Here is an 18,479-nt window from a genome sequence, read left to right as displayed (position 1 = left end):
GGAAAAAGTTCGTGCTCGGCGTGAACCGGAGGGCGGGAGCCCCCGTAGAGGCGTCCGTCGACCGCCCGGCCCGCCGTACAGACGGGACCGGACCCGGGGTGGTTCAACCGGGACGCCGACGAACTGGATCGATATTTCCGAGGAGGTGGGGTGCATGGGGTCCGCGACGACGGGGGGCCTGGCAGCACGGGTGCCACCGGGGCCGACGTCCGCCCGGCCCGGCCCCGGGCCGGGCGGGCCGCCCCGGCGGTCGCTGTCCGAGGCGGGGCTGGGCTGGATCGCGGCGCACGGGGGTGCCGGCGCGACGACGCTCAGCCGACTCTTCGGCGGCACCGACCTGGGCTGCCGGTGGCCGGACGCGGCCCGCGCGGAGCCGGCCACGGTGATGCTGGTCGGCCGGACCGACGCCGAAGGTATGCGGGCGGTGTCCCGGGCGCTCAACGCCCTGCGGGAGGGCCGGCACCCGCCCGGGATGCGGCTGGTCGGCCTCGTGCTGCTGGCCGACGCCCCGGGCCGGTTGCCGCCGCCGCTGGCCCGGCGGATCCGGGTGCTGCGCTCGGTCACCCCGGTGCACCGGGTGCCCTGGATACCCGCCTGGCGGCTCGGACAGCAGCCGGCACGGGCGCCCAGGGCGCTGGAGAAGCTCCGGGCGGCGACCGGACTGGCCGGGGACGGGAGGACGTCGTGACCGTCGACCACGGGCTGTTCACCCGGCTGCCGGTGCTCGGGCCGGCCGGGCCCTCCCCGCTGCCGGCCTTCACCCCTCCACCGCCCTACAACCCGGCCGGCGGCGCGGCGGACGACCTGTTGAACCTGCTCGCCTGGGGGGTCAGCGCCGCCGGTGTCGCCGGGCTGCTCATCCTCGGCATCTCGATGGCCGTCCAGCTCAACCGGGGCGTGCCCGGGGAGATGAGCGAACACTTCCGTGGGGCGGCGTTCGTCGCGCTGGGCTGCGTGCTCGGCGCGACCGCCGGACCACTCGTCATGTTCTTCGGCGACCTCGGACTCTGAGCCGATCGCCGCCGGCCGGACAGCGCATCCCGCACTGCCGGCCCGTCCCACCCCGTCACCGTCGGGGCGTCGTCGACGCGTCCGACGATGCCCCCTGCCCGAAGGAGCTGTTCCGATGTCGTTCACGAGCCTGTCCCAGCACGCCGCGGCCTACCTGGTCGTCCGGTTCCCGATGGCCCTCGACCCGACCCCCGCCACCGGTGGCGGGATCAACCCGACCCCCAACGCACCGGGCCAGCTGACCGGCCTGGTGAACAAGCTGCTCGGCCTGATCGCCTGGGCCGGCACCGCCGCCGGGGTGGCCGGCGTGCTGATCACCGGCACGATGATGGCGATCTCGGTGAAGCGGGGGGAGAGCTCCGAGCACATGTCCCGGCTCGGCCTGGTGCTCGGTGGTTGCATCCTGGTCGCCGTCGCCGGCCCGCTGGCGAACTTCTTCCTCGGCGGCGCCGGCACCACCGCCGGGCAGCCACAGTGATCGGCGGGCGCGGCCGGTCCCCGGCGGACCCGCCGTTCTGGACCGAGCGCGGCTGGCTCCTCTCCGTGGCGTTCCTGGTCGGGATGGCGCTGCTGGCGGCCGTGGCCTGGGTGTCCTCCGGCGCGACCGGGCAGACGCCGGTCGACCCGGTGGGCCGTACCGCCGTCGCGCAGGTGGCGCAGTGCCCGCCCCGGCCGGTGGTGGCGGCGGGACCGGCGGTGCCGCCGGACGACGTCACCTGGCGGACCCTCGACGGCGGGGACCGGGTGCCGGTCTCCGCGACGCAGGGACCGTCGCGCACCGCCGACGGGGTGCTCGGCTGCTTCGCGCACACCCCGATCGGTGCGGTGCTGGCGGCGCACGCCGTGCCCACCCAGCTGGGTGGACCCGCCTGGCGGGCCGTCACCGACCGGCAGGTGCTGCCGGGACCGGCCCGGGACGTGCTGGTGGCCCGGCTGGAGGCCGCCGCCGGAGTGGTCACCAGCCGTGGTGGCGGCAGCTACGCCGGCTTCGCCCTCGCCCGCTACGCGGCCAACACGGCGCGGGTGCAGCTGCTGGTCAAGACCGGTGCCGGGGGATACGTGGCGACCCTGGTCGAGCTGCGCTGGGACGCCGGGGACTGGAAGTTGGTGCCGTCCCGGGCCGGGGTGGTGCACGCCTCCATCGGCACGGTCACCGGCAGCGCCGGCTACACCCTCTGGAGGAAGTGATGGGCGGGTGTTCACCCCCGAGTCCGCTCGACATCATCACCGGCTTCTTCTCGTTCCTCGCCGATCCGATCGGCACCCTGGTCCGGATGATCGCCAACCTGATGCTGGCCGCCGCGATCTCCATCTTCGCCGAGCTGAGCGCCTCGGTGCCGACGCTGGGCACCACGACCGAGGGCGGCCCGGACGACGTGCCGAGCCTGATCAGCGACCAGATCGAGTGGGTCGTCACCTATCTGGCGATCGGGTCGGTGCTGTTCGCCGGTGCCCGGATGGCGATGGAGCGCAAGGGCACCGCCGGACGGACCGCGTTGCAGGGCTTCCTGCGGGTCATCCTGGTCGCCGGGGCCGGCTCGTGGGTGGTGGGCCGCGCGGCCAGCCTCTCCGACGGCTTCTCCGACCACCTGCTCAAGTCGGCGGCCATGGAGGTCGTGATGGGGGTGCCGTGTGTGGACAACGGCTCCACCATCGAGTCGTTCCTGCTGCTGGTGCTGGCCTTCCTGCTGCTGATCGCCGCCATCGTGCACGTGCTGATGCTCTACCTGCGGCTGGGCGTGATGACCATCATGCTCGGCACCCTGCCGCTGGCCGCCGCCGCGTCGATGACGAACTGGGGTGCCGGCTGGTGGCGCAAGCACATCGGCTGGACGGTGGCGTGGCTGCTCTACAAACCCGCCGTCGGTCTGATCATGTTCTCCGGTGCGGAGATGCTCGCCGTCGGCAGCCGGACACAGAACTCCTCACACATCCGGATCGCCGGCATCGGCGTGCTGCTGCTGTCGGCGGTGGCCCTGCCGGCGCTGCTCAAGATCGTGGTGCCGGCCACGGCGGCGCTGGGCACCGGCGACCCCACCGGGACCGCCGTCTCGGCTGCGGGCGGCATGGTCGCCTCCGGGGCGAAACGGGTCGCGGGATCCGCCCTGTCGCAGGGCGGTGGCGGGGGCGGCGCCCCGTCCGGGGCACGGGGACCGCAGGGCCGGCGGGGCGACACCGGCGGGCGGGGCTCGACCGGTGGCGAAGGGCGCACCGGCCGTACCGGTGGCGGCAGCGCGGCGGCCGCGGGTTCCGCGGCCCGGCTGGCCGGACCGGTCGGGGTCGCGATCGACGGGGCGCACCGCGCGGCCCGGGCCGGTCGGAACATGGCGGCCGGCACGGTGTCGGGCGCGGACGGCGACGCCGGCCACAACTGACGGCGCGGGCCGACGACCGCCGGGGAGAGCCCCGGCCGGGTCGTCGGCCCGCTGAGATGAGGGAGAGACGATGTCGACGGAAGCCACCATCGAACCGACGTACGGCAACTGGCGCCGGCCCCGCCGGGCCGGGCTGGGTCCACTCGGTCTGGTCGGCACGGTCGGGGTGTTCGGCGGGCTGGTGCTGGTGCTGCTGGCCTCGCTGGCGTCGCTCCAGGCGGCCCTGGTGGTCGGCGCACCGCTCGTGGTGGCCCTGCTGCCGATGGCGGTACGCACCCAGGACGGCCGCAACCTGTACCAGCTCCTGGCGTTGCGCATCGGCTGGTCCCGTCGGGTGGCGCGGCGGGAGCACCTGTACGTCTCGGGGCCGCTGTCGGCCCGGCCGGGTGGCCGGTTCCCACCGCCCGGCCTGCTCGCCGGGGTGCTCGCCCGGGAGGGCCGGGACGCCTACGACCGGCCGTTCGGGGTGCTGCACCACCGCAGCCGCAACCTGTACACCATCGTGTTGCGCTGCGAGCCCGACGGCGGGTCGCTGGTCGACCCGGAGCAGGTGGACACCTGGGTGTCGCTGTGGGGCGAGTGGCTGTCCCGGCTCGCCCACGAGCCGGGGCTGCGGGGCGCCTCGGTGGTGGTGGAGACCGCCCCGGACCCGGGTACCCGGCTCGCCGCCGAGGTACTGCCCCGGCTGGACGCGGCGGCTCCCGCGGCGGCCCGCGCCGTGCTGGAGGAGGTGGTCGACGACTACCCGTCCGCGTCGTCGGAGATGAACTCGTACATCACCCTCAGCTATGCCCCGGTGGGCGGGGCACGGCGCGATCCGGAGGACGTCGTCACCGACCTGGCGATCCGGGTGCCCAGCCTGCTGACCGGGCTGATCGGTGCCGGCGGGGGCGTCGCCGAGCCGCTGTCGGCCGAGCAGATCGCCGAGGTGGTCCGGGTGGCGTACGACCCGGCCTGCGCCGCCGAGGTGCTCAGCGTCCGGGCCGAGCACGGCCGGACCGGGCTGGAGTGGGCCGACTGCGGGCCGGTCGCCGCGGTCGAGTCGGTGGACGCCTACCAGCACGACTCGGGGGTCTCCCGGACCTGGCTGCTCACCCTGGCCCCCCGGGGCACGGTGCGCTCCAGCGTGCTGCGCACCATGCTCGACGCCTCGGCCGGAACCCGGCGCAAGCGGGTGGCGCTGCTCTACCGGCCGATCGACCCGGCGACCTCGGCCCGGATCGTCGAGGCGGACCGGCGGACCGCGCAGTTCATGGCCACCTCCGGGCGGGGCATGGTGCAGGCGCGGGCCGCCGCCGAGGTGCGCGCCGCCGAGCAGGCCGCCGCCGAGGAGGCCACCGGTGCCGGGTTGGTGGAGTTCTCGCTGATGCTCACCGTCACCGTCGACGACCGGTCCCAGCTCGACGACGCATCGGTGCTGGTCCGCAACATGACCGGGGCCACCCGGATCGCGATGCGACCGGCCCACCGGATGCAGGCGGCGGCGTTCAGCTGCACCCTGCCCACCGGAATCCTTCCGTGGGAGCAGACCGTGCTGCCACACGAACTCCAGGAGGCGATGTGACCGGCGTACCGGCACCGCGCGCGGACGGGCTCGGCGCGGGTTGGCCGGCCGGGACCTCGGGGGCGCGGACCGCGCTGACCGGGCTGGTCGGCGACCCGGACGACGGGGCTCCCACCCCGCCGAAGAAGACCCGGCCGTCGCGGCCCCGCCGTGAGCTGCCCGTGCCGACCCGGGGCTGGGAGGGCGCCGGTGGCGGCCGGGTCGGTTACCTCGACGCGCCCACCATGTGGCGGGCCACCACCGTCCAGGCGTGCGGGCTGTGGCCGTTCTCGGCCGGCTCCGGTGCGCCGATGTCCGGGGTGCCGCTCGGGCAGCACCTGTTCACCGGTGCCACGGTCTGCGGGGATCCGATCTCCTGGTTCACCCGCGCCCGGTACATCTCCAATCCGTCGCTGTTCATGCTGGGCATGCCCGGCCTGGGCAAGTCGACCCTGATCAACCGGATGGCGGTGGGCCTGGCCGCGACCGGCGTGGTGCCGCTGGTGCTCGGTGACCTCAAGCCGGACTACGCCGACACGGTCCGGGCGCTGGGCGGGCAGGTGATCCCGATCGGCCGGGGCGTCGGCGGGATCAACGTGCTGGACCCGGGGGCGATGGGGCTGGCCGCCGAGCGGATCGGCGGGCGGGCCGGCCGGGCGCTGGCCGCCGAGACGCACGGCCGGGTGCTGAACATGGTGGCGGCGCTGCTGACCATCGTGCGCGGCCGCGCCCTGGACGATCACGAGCAGTCGGTGCTCTCGGCCTGCCTGCGGCATCTGCGGGACCGGACCCCGCAGCACCGGGCGCCGCTGCTGCCGGACCTGCTGCGGGTGCTGGAGGAGGGGCCGGACCGGGTCCGCGCGGTGACCCTGGACCGGGGTCAGGAGAGCCGCTACCGGGACGCGGTGGATCCGCTGCACCGGTCGTTGCTGGGCATTCTCGACGGGGCGCTGGGCGACACCTTCGGCTCGACCACCTCCACCCGGATCGACCCGGACGCTCCGGCGGTCTGCATCGACATCTCCCGGATCGGGGAGTCGGACACCCAGCTCACCGCGGCGGCGATGCTGGCCGCCTGGTCCGAGGGCCTGGGCACGGTCGCCGCCTCGCACGCCATGGCCGACGCCGGGCTGGCCCCCCGCCGCTGGTTCTTCACCATCCTGGACGAGCTGTGGCGACCGCTGCGGGCCGCCTCCGGCATCGTCGACCGGATCGACGCGCTGACCCGGCTCAACCGGTCGCTCGGCCTCGGCGACGCGAAGATCACCCACACCCTGAAGGACGCCGAGGCGTTGGGTTCCGACGCCGACCGGGCCAAGGCGCGCGGCTTCGTGGAGCGGGCCGGGATCGTCGCCTGCGCCGGCCTGCCGGCGGCGGAGATGACCGACCTGGGTCGGGTGATCGGCCTGTCCAAACGGGAGATCGAGCTGGTCTCCTCCTGGTCGTCGCCGCCGGGGTGGGCGAGCACCGGCAGCGACGAGGAACCACCCGGGCGGGGCCGGTTCCTGATCAAGGTGGGTGGTCGGCCTGGCATCCCGATCCGGGTGTCCATCACCGACACCGAGCGGCGGCTGCACGACACCAACCAACGCTGGGTGCAGAACGGGTACGCAGCCCAGCAGGCCGCCGAGCGGGCGGCGGCCCGGCAGGCGGTCTTCGAGGCCGAGGCGGAGCTGGGCAACCTGGCCACCCGGCCGGAGCTGGCCCACCTCGCCGACGAGGCCGTCGCGGGCGGTCCAGGGTGGCGGGGATGAGCCGGATGTCGTCGGGTTCCCCCCGCGGGGCCGACCTGTTCTTCTGGGCGTTCTGCCTGGTGGTCCTCGCCAACGCGGCGCTGTTCACGGTCGCCTGGCTGGGCGGCACCCTGGGCGCCGCGGTGACCGGGCACGGCTGGCACCCGCCGCCGTTCACCCTCGGCGCGTACCTGGCGTTGATCTCCGGTGACACCGGCACGCTCTGGCCCGGTGTGTCGCCGTACGCGGTCTACTCCGGGATGCTGGTGGTGGCGGTGCTGGTCGTGGTGCCGGCGGTGACGGTCGGGCGCGGGCTGCTCGACCGGCGCGGGCGGGGCGTCGGGCTGGCCCGGGTGCGCGACCTGGCCCCGCTGACGCCTGCCGGGATCGCCGCCCGCGCCCGGGAGCTGCGTCCCTCGCTGGCCGGGGTGCGGCAGCTGGCCCCGGACGAGACCGGCAACCTGCTCGGCGACCTCGCGCCGAACGGCCCGGAGCTGCGCTCCTCCTTCGAGGACGTGGAGCTGGACCTGATGGCCCCCCGGGCCGGCAAGTCCACCGGTATCGCGGTGCCCCGGGTGCTGCGGGCCCGCGGCGCGGTGCTGCTGACCTCCAACAAGTCCGACGTGTACGCGGTGACCCGGGCCGAGCGGGAACGCGTCGGTACGGTGTGGACCTTCGATCCGCAGGGCATCGCCCACGTGCCCCGTCGGATGTGGTGGGACCTCCTCGCCGACTGCGTGACCATCGAGGGCGCCCGTCGGCTGGCCGGGCACTTCGTGGCCTCGGTCAACGACGACACCGCCAAGAAGGACTTCTGGATCTCGGCGGCGCAGAACACCCTGACCGCGCTCTTCCTGGCCGCCGCCCGGGGGCGGGCACCCGTCGGCGAACTGCTCGGCTGGCTGGCCGACCCGGCCGACCGTACCCCGATCGACCTGCTCCGCGACGCCGGGATGGCGGCGATGGCCGAGCAGCTCCAGGGCACCGTACGCGGGGCGGTGGAGACCCGCGACGGCATCTACGAGACGGCCCGGCAGTGCGTTGCGTGCCTGCTCGACCCGGAGATCCTCGCCTGGGTGTCCCCCGACCCGTACCTGCCGCAGTTCCGCCCGGAGCGGCACGTGCTCGGCCGCGACACCCTCTACCTGCTCTCCAAGGACGGGGGTGGCTCCGCCGCCGGGGTGATCGCCGGCCTGGCCGACGCGACCCTGCGGGCGGGCGTGGTGGCCGCCGAGCGGATGGGTGGCCGCCTCGACCCGCCGATGACGGCGGTGCTGGACGAGGCGGCGAACGTGTGCCGGATCTCCGACCTGCCCGACCTGTACTCGCACCTCGGATCCCGGGGGATCAACGTGGTGACCCTGTTGCAGAGCTACCGGCAGGGGTCGCGGGTCTGGGGTGAGGCCGGGATGGACGCGTTGTGGGGCGCCGCCACCATCAAGCTGCTCGGCGCGGGGCTGGACGACGCGGACTTCGTGGAGAAGGTCTCGAAGCTGGTCGGCCAGCACGACGTGAGCACTGTCAGCGTCTCGCGCAGCCGGGACGGCTCGTCCCGGTCCACCTCGTACCGGCAGGAGCACGTGCTGCCGCCGGACCGGATCCGGGCGCTGCCGAAGGGGACCGCCCTGCTGCTGGCCACCGGCATCCGGCCGGCGGTGATCACGCTGCGGCCCTGGTACAAGGAGCCGGACGCGGGTCGGATCTCGGCGCAGGCCCGGCAGGAGGTCGCGGCGATCACCGAGCGGGCCGCCGGCAAGGCCACCGCGCCGCCGTGGCAGGCGAACCGGTGAGAAACCCCGACCGCCGGCTGAACCAGGACGCCGGGCCGGTCGTAAAGGGCGTGTCATCCGTTGGTCGAGCACTGAGGAGCGCAGGTGTCTTCACCCCATCAGCCGCCGCCGGGCCGGACCGGGAGTTCCACCGGCAGCGAGGGCAACAGCATCCACTACCCACCCACCGAGAACGAGTACGGGGAGGTCAGCTACACCCCGAGCAACTACACGCCGAGCAACTACAGCCAGGTCAGCTACGGGCCGGTCAGCTACACCCCGAGCAACTACAGCCAGGACGTGCCGAGCAGCTCGTCCGTCGCGTCCGGCTACGGCCAGTACGGCGCGGCCGACTACCAGGACCTGGTGGTCCAGCCGTACGATGCGGCCGACTACCAGGCCGACGTGGTCCAGCCGCACGGTTCGTCGAACTCCTCGGGTCGTAGCAGCCCCGGCCCGGGTGACTCGATCAGTGTCGAGTGGAGCGAGGGGGAAACCAGCGAGCACTCGCTGGACAGCGGGAACCGGGTGATGACCCTGATCAAGGCGACCGGCAACTGGATCTACGAGAACGACGAGAAGATCGTCAACTTCGTGTCGATGGTCGCGTCGCCCGGGGTGCAGGGCGCCGCCGGGCTGCGGGGCAACGCGGTGGCCAACAGCGTGGGTCTGGCCCTGGCCGCCGGCCCCGGCGCGTACGTGGTGGGCAAGGAGGTGGTCAACTCGCTGCGCGCGGGCCGGCAGGGTGACCTGGTCCGGGCCGCCTACGGCGCGGTGGCCGCCGCGGGCGCGCTCACCTGGGGCGTCGGCTACGCGCCGGGTCAGGACACCACGGCCGGCAACTCGGGAGCCGTCGTGCACGGGGTGGGCTCCGGGCTCATGGTCACCCGCGGCCCCCGGGAGCAGCCGAGGCGCTCCCACCAGGACACGGAGTCCCGTGGGGAGATCGCCGACACCGCCAGTTCGCACCGCAGGAGCGGGACCACCTCCCGTGATCACACCTCGCGCAACCACACCTCCCGGGGCCACACCTCGCGCGACCACACCTCGCGCGACCACACCTCGCGCGACCACACCTCGCGCGACCACACCTCCCGGGGCCACACCTCCCGCACCACCGGCCGCGACAGCGGCTCGTCCCACGAGCCGGCGAGCCGGCGCAACGGCACCGACCGCACCCGTGACCAGCACCGGCGGGGCGGTGGTGGCAGCAGTGGTGGCGGTGGCGGTGTCGTCCGGTAGCACCCGCCGGTCGTGACCGCCCTTGTCGGGGTGCCGCCGTCTCCCGGGACGTGGACCCGGCGGCACCCCGACGTCGTGGCGGGTGGGCGGGGGCACACCCCGCCCCCGGCCCGCCCCAGCACCCGCACCGGCCGTCGCCGCTCAGTGGGCCGGCAGGGCGAACCGCCAGCGACGTGACCTCAGCACCGGTACGGCCCGGTCGACCGCGGCGACGCTCTGGCTGCGGTCCCCGCCGCCGTCGTGCAGCAGCACCACCGCGCCGGGGGTGACCCCGTCGAGCAGCCGGCGGACGAGTTCGTCGGTGCCCGGCGGCTCCCAGTCCCCGACGGCCAGCCGCCAGCCGAGCGGCCGCATGCCCAGCGCGGCGGCCACGGCGGGGCTCGCCCCCCACGCCCCGTAGGGAGCGCGGAAGTACCGGATCCGGGCGTCCGGCACGGCCCGCCGGATGGCCTCGTTGGTCTCCCGCAGATCCGCCTCGATCCGTTCGGGCGACCAGGAGGTCATGTCGTCGTGGTGCATGCTGTGGTTGCCCAGCCGGTGACCGTGGGCCACGATCCGGCGGACCACGTCGGGGTGGGCCTGCACCTGCTCACCGCAGAGGAGGAACACCGCCGTGATCCGGTGCCGCCGCAGGACGGTGAGCAGCCGCAGCGTGTCGGTGGGGTTCGGGCCGTCGTCGAAGGTGAGGCTGACCACCCGTCCGCCGCCCCGGGCCGTGTCGAGGATGTCGGCGCTCACCGCCGGCCTACCGGCGCGGCTTCGGCGTCGCCCGCATCCGCACGTACGGCGGGCCGGCGTAGATCAGGTCGCCCTTCATCACCTGGTACGCCCGCTTGGGCTGGTAGTTCTCGTCGTAGATGGTGGCCAGGCCCTGCGGCGGGTCGTCGAAGGTGCCGGGCACCCAGGAGTGCCGGTCGGTGAAGCCCCAGACGGTGAACGACAGGCAGCGCGGCTCTGCCAGGCAGGCCTGCAACAGCACGTGGAAGTTCGCGGCGGACGCCTGGAGCCGCGGGTTGATCTCCTCGGAGTCGCCGGCCTGCACCCCGTCGGTCAACCGGCTGCGCACGTCGACCTCGGTGAACGCGGTGGACAGCCCCAGCCCGGCGAAGCGGTGCAGCGCGTCGGCGACCTGGAGGGTGTCGTAGTTGCCGTACTGGGTGCCCAGGTGGCCCTGGCTGCCGACCCCGTCGATCGGCACGCCCCGGGCCAGCAGCCCCTTGACCATGTCGTACACGAACTGGGTCTTGTCGTTGGCCGGGTCGCCGGAGCCGAACGCCTCGATGTTGTAGTCGTTGTAGAACAGCAGGGCGGTCGGGTCGGCGGCGCGGGCCCAGCGGAACGCGTCGGCCACGTAACCCGGGCCGAGGTGTTCGGCCCAGAAGCCCTTGTAGTGCAGGGTGGACGGGGTGTCCCAGGGGTCGCTGACCGCCTCGTTGACCACGTCCCACTGCCAGATCCTGCCGCGGTAGCGGCTGGCGACGGTGGTGATGTGCTTGCGCAGGATCGACCGTAGCTCGGTGTTGTCGATGGATCCGTCGGCCACCCCGTCGGTGAGCCACTTGGGCAACTGGCTGTGCCATACCAGCACGTGGCCGCGGACCTTCTGGCCGTTGCGTCGGGCGGTGGCGACGAGCTCGTCGGCCGCCGACCAGTCGTAGGTGCCCCGGGTCGGCTCCAGCGACTCCCACTTCATCACGTTCTCCGCGGTGACCGTGGAGAACTCGTCGCGCACGATCTCCCGGTACCGGGGCTCGGCCGGGTCGGCGAGGGCGACCATGTCGACAGCGGTGCCGACGTACAGGCCGTGGCGCTGGCCCAGGGCGCGCAGGCTCTGCGCGGTCGGGTCGTACGGTCGCTGCGCCGTCGCCGGCACGGCGTTCAACACGCCGGCGGTCGCGACGGCGACCAACCCGGCAGCCATCCACCGTCTGAGCATCATCCGCGTTCCTTTCCCGGGGCACGTCGACAGGTCGACGGCGGTGAGGTGGGGGAGGGGTGCGGCACCGCCAGCGCAGCGCGCGGGGCCGGCCGCACCGGAGCCAACCGATAGTCAGCGATCAATTTCCGGAAGCCGACTGGAACGTTACGAGCGGGAGCCGGCCGGGTCAACCATCGAAACTTCCGGAACTCCTGGTCAACGCGGCGGACGATCATCGCAACTGTTTCGGTAGCGGTCGATGGGGCGGTGGGTCGGTCGCCCCCGGGCACGCCCACGACCGGCTCCACCCGGAGCCGGTCGTGGGCGCGGTCGGTCAGTGCTCCCGGTAGGCGGCCAGGTCGAAGTCGGCGTACGCCCCGTCGCCGCCGAGGTCCTGGACCCAGAGCCCGAGGAACGCCCCGGTGAACCCCCAGGCCGCCGGCTCGCCGTCGATGATCAGGGCGGCGTGCTCGTCGGACAGGATGGTCGCGTCCAGCTCGATCGGCAGCGGCTGCCAACCGGCGCCCAGGTCGTAACCGAAGCGCACCACCGGGCCGTCGAACTCCGCGCGCAGGCCGACCCGGGTCGCGTCACCGGTGTCGACGGTCAGCTCCGGGTGGGCGGTGCGCCGGCCGTTGTCGGAGCTGAGCAGCTCCAGCACGGTCCGCCCGTCGTCCGCCCGGGTCAGGTAGAGGTGGTGCCAGTTGAGGGTGTTGTAGTAGGCGGTGATGCCGGCCAGCTGGCGGTGGTCGACCGGGTCGAACTCGACCACCGTCTCCAGCGCGCAGCGGCTCGCGCCGACCCGTCGGGCGACCAGGCTGGGGGCCTGTCGGCCCACCGGGGACTGCCCACCGTGCACCCGTAGGTGCGAGGGGCGGCTCCGCAGGTCGATCCAGTCCGCGGTGGCCGGTCGGCGCAGCGTCGACCAGGCCGGACCCAGCTCGGCGGTGTCGAAGTGGTCGGTGGCGGGCTCCGCCGGCCACGGGTGCGCCGGCAGGTCGGGTGCGGTGATCTCGTCCGCCGGTACCCCGCCGGGGATCCGGGGCCAGCCGCCCGCGGGCCACTCGACGTACTGGATCGCCGTCTCCCGGCCCAGCACGCAGCTGCCCAGCGGGGAGTAGGGGCGGCCGACCAGGTGGGCCAGGTACCACCCGCCGTCCGGGGTGCGGACCAGGCTGCCGTGGCCGGCCTTCTGCAGCCGCAGGTCGGGGCGGCCGACCGAGGTGAGCAGCGGGCCGTCCGGGTCCACCTCGTACGGCCCGAACAGCTCCCGGGAGCGGGCCACCGTGACCTGGTGCTCCCAGCTGGTGCCGCCCTCCGCGGTGATCAGCCAGTACCAGCCGTCGTGGCGGTAGAGGTGCGGACCCTCGGTCACCCCGACCGGGGTGCCGGTGAACAGGATGCGGGGCCGGCCGACGAGGCGGCGGGCGGCCCGGTCGTACTGCTGGATCTCGATCCCGCCGAAGCGGTCCCGGCCGGGCCGCCAGTCGGCGCTCATGGCCAGCAGCCAGCTCGTGCCGTCGTCGTCGTGGAACAGCGCGGCGTCGAAGCCGCGCCCGTGCAGCTTGACCGGGTCCGACCAGGGGCCGGTGATGTCGGGCGCGGTGATCAGGAAGTTCTGCGGATCCCAGTAGCCGCTGGCGAAGCTGGCCACGTCGCTGTAGACGAGGTGGAACTCGCCGTCGTGGTAGGTCAGGTCGGGCGCCCACACCCCGTTGGAGTCGCCGCAGCCGCGCAGGTCGAGCAGGCGGCGGTCGGTGATGATCCCGCCCAGCGCCCGCCAGTGCACCAGGTCGCGCGAGTGGTGCAGGCGGACCCCCGGGTACCACTCGAAGGTCGAGGTGGCCAGGTAGTAGTCGTCGCCGACGCGCAGGATCGACGGATCCGGGTGGAACCCGGAGAGCACGGGATTGCGGATCGACCGGGCAGCGGTCGCCACGTCAGCGGTGTCGGTCGACACGGGCACTCCTCTGGGCAGCTTACGAAACTTTCGGGATCAGACCCACGTTCTGTGCGGCCCTGCACACGCTAGCCGTTTTCGCCGCGATAGGACAGAGGGCTTGACCCGCGTGGAAACAGCTCGTAGCGTGCCCGCCATCGATCGGTAATACCGGCGACGCACTGGAAGTTCCGGAGAAACACATTTCGAAACCGCCGGCCCGGCCGGCCGCCCGAGCACCTCGTGAGTCCCTGAAGGGATGGATCATGTCAGCGCACCTCTCCCGCAGATCGCTGCTCGGCCTCGTTGGCGCCGGTGCCGGCGCCTATCTGCTCAGCGGTTGTAGTGACGACGCGTCCGACGACCCGGACGCCCCGCAGACCATCAACTGGTGGCACATCCAGAACACCGAGCCGATGCTGCCGGTGTGGGCGGCCGTCGCCCAGGAGTACCAGGCCGCGCACAGCAACGTGAAGATCGAGATCCAGCCGCTGGAGAACGAGGCGTTCAAGGCCAAGCTGACCACCGCGACCCAGGCCGGGTCGCCGCCGGACCTCTTCCAGTCCTGGGGCGGTGGCGTGCTCAAGCAGCAGGTCGACGCCGGGCTGGTCAAGGACCTGACCGAGACCGTGGCCCCCTGGAAGGACGGCCTGCTGCCGCTCTCGCTGGAGCCCTACACGGTCGACGGCAAGATCTACGGTGTGCCGTTCGACATCGGCATGGTCGGGTTCTGGTACAACAAGGATCTCTTCGCCAAGGCGCAGATCACCGCGCCGCCGGCCACCTGGGCCGAGCTCCTCGACGTGGTCCGCAAGCTCAAGGCCGCCGGGGTCACCCCGGTCGCGTTGGCCGGCAAGGACAAGTGGCCGGCGCACTTCTACTGGGCCTACCTGTCCATGCGTATCGGTGGGCTCGGTGCCCTCCAGCAGGCCGCCAAGGACAAGAACTTCGAGACCCCCGACTTCGTGGCCGCCGGCGAGCGGTTCAAGGAGCTGATCGACCTCCAGCCGTTCCAGAAGGGTTTCCTCGGTGCCGAGTACGGCTCGCCGGACGGCCAGGCCGCCACGATGGGCAACGGCGGCGCCGCGCTGGAGCTGATGGGCCAGTGGGCGCCGTCGGTGCAGGCGTCCAGCTCCACCAGCAAGAAGGGCCTCGGCGACAAGCTCGGCTTCTTCCCGTTCCCGGCCGTCGACGGCGGCAAGGGCACCGCCACCGAGGTGTTCGGCGGCGGCAACGGCTTCGCCGTCGGCAAGGACGCCCCGCCGGCCACCATGGACTTCCTCAAGACCCTGCTCAGCGCCGACGTCCAGCGCCGCAGCACGAAGACCGGCGCGGTGCTGCCGACGGTCAAGGAAGCCACCGACGCCATCACCGACCCCAACAACAAGGTCGTCGCGCAGACCCTGGCCGCCGCCACCGGCTTCCAGCTCTACCTCGACCAGGCGTACCCGCCGGCCGTCGGCCAGCAGGTCAACGACAGCGTCGCCGCCCTGGTCGCCGGCAGCAAGTCGCCCGCGCAGATCCTCAAGGACATCACCCAGGTGGCGAAGACCCAGTAGGGACGTCCCACCCCCATCGATCACCAGCCGCTGGCGCGAACTGAGTGGAGCAGGCATGACCACGCCATCGATCCTGTCGGGTGCCGGACCCGGCGGCCGCGTGACCGAACCGTCGGGGCCGGGGCCGGGCGGCGTCCGCCGTACCGGCCGCCGGCCCCGGCCGGGACGCCGCCGAGCCCTGGCCGTCTTCCTGGCCCCGTCGCTGCTGCTGTTCCTGCTGCTGGTGCTCGCCCCCATCCTGGTGGCCAGCTACGCCAGCATGTACAAGTGGAACGGCTTCGGCCTGCCGGAGAACTTCATCGGGCTGGACAACTACACCCGGGCCTTCGGCGACCCGGTGTTCCGGGGCGACCTGTGGCACGGGCTCATCCTGATCGTGCTCTCCCTGGTGGTGCAGCTCCCGGTGGCGATGGGCCTGGCCATGCTGCTCAACCAGCCGCTGCGCGGGCGGGCCTTCTACCGGGTGATCTTCTTCGCCCCGTACGTGCTCTCCGAGGTCACCACCGCTGTCCTGTTCAACCTGGTGTTCTCGCCGAACCGGGGCTTCGGTGACGCGATCTCCCGTTTCCTCGGGGCCGACGCCGGTGCCGTCTTCGCCGACCCGGACACCGTGCTGTACGCCGTCTTCCTGGTGGTCTCCTGGAAGTACTTCGGCCTCTACATGATCCTCTTCCTGGCCGCCCGGCAGAACATCCCCAAGGAGCTGAACGAGGCGGCGGTCACCGACGGCGCCAGCGCCTGGCAGGCGTTCCGCCTGGTCACCTTGCCGCTGCTCGGCCCGACCATCCGGATCAGCGTGTTCCTGTCGGTCATCGGCACCATCCAGCTGTTCGACATGGTCTGGGTGCTCACCGGCGGCGGTCCGATCCACGCCTCGGAGACCATGGCCGTGACGATGTTCCAGTTCGGCTTCCGCCGCTTCGAGGTCGGCTACGCCAGCGCGATCAGCATCATCATGTTCCTCCTGAGCCTCGTCTTCGCCCTCGTCTACCAGCGCATCGTGCTGCGCCGGGACACCGAGGGCGCCCTCACCGTCCAAGGAGACCAGCGATGACCAGCCCGGCGAACCCTGCCCAGCGGGCCCGCCGCCTCGTGCTGCACCTCGTCTGCATCGCCGTCGGCACGCTCATCGTGGTGCCGGTGTGGTTCGGGGTGATCGGCGGGTTCAAGGACAACGGGCAGCTCTCCACCAACCCGCTCGGTCTGCCCGACCCGTGGGTGCCGGGCAACTACCTCGACATCGTCACCGCCGGGGTGTTCTGGCGCAACGTGGGCAACAGCGTCTTCATCGCCCTGGCCAGCACGTTCGTCGTCGTCGCCGCGGCGGCGATGGCCGCGTACGTCTTCGCGCGGTTCGCCTTCCGGGGGCGGGAGTTCCTGGTCACCCTCTTCGCGATCGGGCTGATGTTCCCCTTCGCGGTGGCGATCCTGCCGCTGTTCATCCTGCTGCGCGGGATGGGGCTGCTGGACAACCCGCTCGGGGTGATCCTGCCGCAGGCCGCCTTCGGCCTGCCGATCACCATCATCATCCTGCGCCAGTTCTTCCGGACCATTCCCGGTGAGGTCGAGGAGGCGGCGACCCTGGACGGCTGTGGCCCGTTCGGGTTCTTCTGGCGGGTGCTGCTGCCGATGGCCCGTCCCGCCCTGGCCACCGTCTCGGTGCTGGCGCTGGTGAGCAGCTGGAACAACTTCATGCTCCCGCTGGTGGTGTTCACCGACCAGAGCTGGTGGACGCTGCCCCTCGGGGTCCAGGCGTTCCAGGGCCAGTACTCCGACGACACCGCCAAGGTGCTCGCCTACGTCGTGCTGTCGATGGTCCCGGCGCTGGGCTTCTACGCCATCGCCGAACGTCAGCTCATCGGTGGGCTGTCCGGCAGCGTCAAGGGATGACTCCGACCTGCTGCGATAGCCTTCTGCGACCGTAGTTCCCACCAGACGAAAGGGTGACCGTGGGCTCCGAGAACGGCAGGAACGTCACCATCGCGATGATCGCGCGGTTGGCGGGAGTCTCGGTGCCCACGGTCTCCCGGGTGATCAACGGCCGGTCGGACGTCGCCCCGCAGACCCGGGAACGGGTGGAGGAGTTGCTCACCCGGCACGGCTACCGTCCCCGCTCGGCCGCGCGACGTACCCAGTCCGCCCTGATCGACCTGGTCTTCAACGACCTGGACAGCCCCTGGGCGGTGGAGATCATCCGGGGGGTGGAGGACGTCGCACAGGCCGGCGGGGCCGGCACCGTCGTCTCGGCCATCCACCGGCGCACCTCGTCGGCCAAGCAGTGGCTGGACAACCTCCGCACCCGGTCCACCGAGGGCGTCATCTTCGTCACCTCGATGGTGGAACCGCCGTTGCAGGCCGAGCTGCGCCGGCTGCGCCTACCGGTGGTCATCGTCGATCCCGCCGGGGTCGCCCCCCAGGAGGCTCCCACCATCGGCGCCACCAACTGGGCGGGCAGTCTGCGCGCCAGCCAGTACCTGCTCGGCCTCGGCCACCGGCGGATCGGCTTCATCGCCGGCCCGCCGCAGCTGATGTGCAGCCGTGCCCGGATGGACGGCTACCGGGCCGCGCTCGACGCCGCCGGCCTCGCCATCGACGACCGCCTGGTCCGGCCGGGCAACTTCTACCACGAGTCCGGCTACACGGCCGGCATGCACCTGCTGGGCCTGCCCGAACCGCCCACCGCGATCTTCGCCTCCAGCGACCAGATGGCGCTCGGTGTCTACGAGGCGGTCCGCAAGCGCGGCCTGCGGGTGCCCGACGACGTCAGCGTGGTCGGCTTCGACGACCTGCCGGAGGTCAGGTGGTGTTCCCCGCCGCTGACCACGATCCGCCAACCGTTGGCCGAGATGGGCATGCTGGCCGCCCGCACCGTGCTCCGGCTGGCCCGGGGCGAGACGATCGAGAGCCCGCGCGTCGAACTCGCCACCGACCTGGTCGTCCGGGACAGCGCCGCCGCGCCCCGCGGTCGCTGACCGCCCCATCCGGGACAGCGCCGCCGCGCCGCGCGGTCGCTGACCCCGGCCCGTCGGGGGGTCGACCGGCGTCCCGGGTGCCCCCCCGCGGGCGGATCCGTCGACCGGTCGGACGGATTGCATCGACGGCTGTCGAATGCCAGACTGTTCTGGCGTTGTCACGCTCAGGAGCCGGCGTGACCACTCGTGCGCTGGTCCGTCGGACATGCGAGGTGGCCGTGCCACCCCGCGCCGGGCAGTCCGTGACGGCGAATGCTCGGCGGCCTTCGACCCGCCGTCCCGTGGCACGCGGTCGGCCGGTCCTCCGGCAGCCGCCCGTCCATGGTGACCGGCGATGACACGTAGCGACCACCCCATCCATCCCCGCCCGCTGGGCGACACCATCCGGCATCGTCGGCCCGTCCCGGCCGTCGGTGCC

16 protein-coding genes are annotated in these 18,479 nt (G+C 72.9%); 13 read left to right on the top strand and 3 right to left on the bottom strand.

The genetic code is table 11. The features are described 5' to 3' along the window. Nucleotides 1-154: 154 nt before the first annotated feature. The 9 genes from O7625_RS23935 to O7625_RS23895 all read left to right on the top strand — a co-directional run bounded on the left by O7625_RS23935 (nt 155) and on the right by O7625_RS23895 (nt 9,673). Nucleotides 155-688 (top strand): hypothetical protein, encoded by a 534-nt coding sequence (locus O7625_RS23935; RefSeq protein WP_231932624.1) that lies wholly within the window; start codon nt 155-157, stop codon nt 686-688. Then, the gene (locus tag O7625_RS23930) at nt 685-1,011 is read left to right on the top strand and encodes a hypothetical protein (RefSeq protein WP_197700034.1); all 327 of its coding nucleotides are present in this window, start codon (nt 685-687) and stop codon (nt 1,009-1,011) included. Before O7625_RS23935 ends, O7625_RS23930 begins: the two co-directional genes overlap by 4 nt. Nucleotides 1,012-1,126: 115 nt before the next feature. Continuing rightward, entirely contained in the window at nt 1,127-1,489 is a 363-nt protein-coding gene (locus tag O7625_RS23925; RefSeq protein WP_282341715.1) for a hypothetical protein, read from the top strand. Next, nucleotides 1,486-2,199, top strand: a complete 714-nt coding sequence (locus O7625_RS23920) for a hypothetical protein (RefSeq protein ID WP_282341714.1) — start codon at nt 1,486-1,488, stop codon at nt 2,197-2,199. Before O7625_RS23925 ends, O7625_RS23920 begins: the two co-directional genes overlap by 4 nt. Beyond that, nucleotides 2,199-3,386 carry a hypothetical protein gene (locus O7625_RS23915; RefSeq protein ID WP_067306867.1) on the top strand — a complete coding sequence of 396 codons (1,188 nt, stop codon included), beginning with the start codon at nt 2,199-2,201 and terminating at the stop codon, nt 3,384-3,386. Before O7625_RS23920 ends, O7625_RS23915 begins: the two co-directional genes overlap by 1 nt. Before the next feature lie 70 nt (nt 3,387-3,456). Beyond that, nucleotides 3,457-4,950, top strand: coding sequence for an SCO6880 family protein (locus tag O7625_RS23910; protein WP_067306865.1), 1,494 nt, complete (start codon nt 3,457-3,459; stop codon nt 4,948-4,950). Then, the gene (locus O7625_RS23905) at nt 4,947-6,683 is read left to right on the top strand and encodes an ATP/GTP-binding protein (protein ID WP_282341711.1); all 1,737 of its coding nucleotides are present in this window, start codon (nt 4,947-4,949) and stop codon (nt 6,681-6,683) included. Before O7625_RS23910 ends, O7625_RS23905 begins: the two co-directional genes overlap by 4 nt. Further along, complete coding sequence (locus tag O7625_RS23900) at nt 6,680-8,452, top strand: type IV secretory system conjugative DNA transfer family protein (protein ID WP_282341709.1); 1,773 nt, start codon at nt 6,680-6,682, stop codon at nt 8,450-8,452. Before O7625_RS23905 ends, O7625_RS23900 begins: the two co-directional genes overlap by 4 nt. An 84-nt stretch (nt 8,453-8,536) precedes the next feature. After that, the gene (locus O7625_RS23895; RefSeq protein ID WP_282341707.1) at nt 8,537-9,673 is read left to right on the top strand and encodes a hypothetical protein; all 1,137 of its coding nucleotides are present in this window, start codon (nt 8,537-8,539) and stop codon (nt 9,671-9,673) included. Between the two features lie 141 nt (nt 9,674-9,814). On the opposite strand, the gene O7625_RS23890 is transcribed toward O7625_RS23895, so the two are convergent. From O7625_RS23890 to O7625_RS23880, 3 genes are all read right to left on the bottom strand, one after another. After that, nucleotides 9,815-10,411: a polysaccharide deacetylase family protein gene (locus O7625_RS23890; RefSeq protein ID WP_282265477.1), complete on the bottom strand. Its 597-nt coding sequence runs from the start codon at nt 10,409-10,411 to the stop codon at nt 9,815-9,817. A gap of 7 nt (nt 10,412-10,418) precedes the next feature. Next, nucleotides 10,419-11,612 carry an endo-1,4-beta-xylanase gene (locus tag O7625_RS23885; RefSeq protein WP_282341705.1) on the bottom strand — a complete coding sequence of 398 codons (1,194 nt, stop codon included), beginning with the start codon at nt 11,610-11,612 and terminating at the stop codon, nt 10,419-10,421. 313 nt (nt 11,613-11,925) lie between these two features. Then, complete coding sequence (locus O7625_RS23880) at nt 11,926-13,551, bottom strand: glycoside hydrolase family 43 protein (protein ID WP_282341702.1); 1,626 nt, start codon at nt 13,549-13,551, stop codon at nt 11,926-11,928. Between the two features lie 245 nt (nt 13,552-13,796). Here O7625_RS23880 and O7625_RS23875 point away from each other — a divergent pair, with 245 nt between their 5' ends. The 4 genes from O7625_RS23875 to O7625_RS23860 are packed head-to-tail and all read left to right on the top strand — an operon-like array spanning nt 13,797 to nt 18,061. Then, nucleotides 13,797-15,089 carry an extracellular solute-binding protein gene (locus O7625_RS23875; RefSeq protein ID WP_282341700.1) on the top strand — a complete coding sequence of 431 codons (1,293 nt, stop codon included), beginning with the start codon at nt 13,797-13,799 and terminating at the stop codon, nt 15,087-15,089. Between the two features lie 55 nt (nt 15,090-15,144). After that, nucleotides 15,145-16,143 carry a sugar ABC transporter permease gene (locus O7625_RS23870; protein WP_282341698.1) on the top strand — a complete coding sequence of 333 codons (999 nt, stop codon included), beginning with the start codon at nt 15,145-15,147 and terminating at the stop codon, nt 16,141-16,143. Then, nucleotides 16,140-16,979, top strand: a complete 840-nt coding sequence (locus O7625_RS23865; protein ID WP_282341696.1) for a carbohydrate ABC transporter permease — start codon at nt 16,140-16,142, stop codon at nt 16,977-16,979. Before O7625_RS23870 ends, O7625_RS23865 begins: the two co-directional genes overlap by 4 nt. 59 nt (nt 16,980-17,038) lie before the next feature. After that, complete coding sequence (locus tag O7625_RS23860) at nt 17,039-18,061, top strand: LacI family DNA-binding transcriptional regulator (protein ID WP_282347070.1); 1,023 nt, start codon at nt 17,039-17,041, stop codon at nt 18,059-18,061. Nucleotides 18,062-18,479: the final 418 nt, after the last annotated feature.

Source organism: Micromonospora sp. WMMD714 (assembly GCF_029581315.1).
In the GTDB taxonomy this organism is placed as follows: Bacteria; Actinomycetota; Actinomycetes; order Mycobacteriales; family Micromonosporaceae; genus Micromonospora; species Micromonospora rifamycinica.
This window is presented reverse-complemented; position numbering and strand designations above follow the sequence as displayed.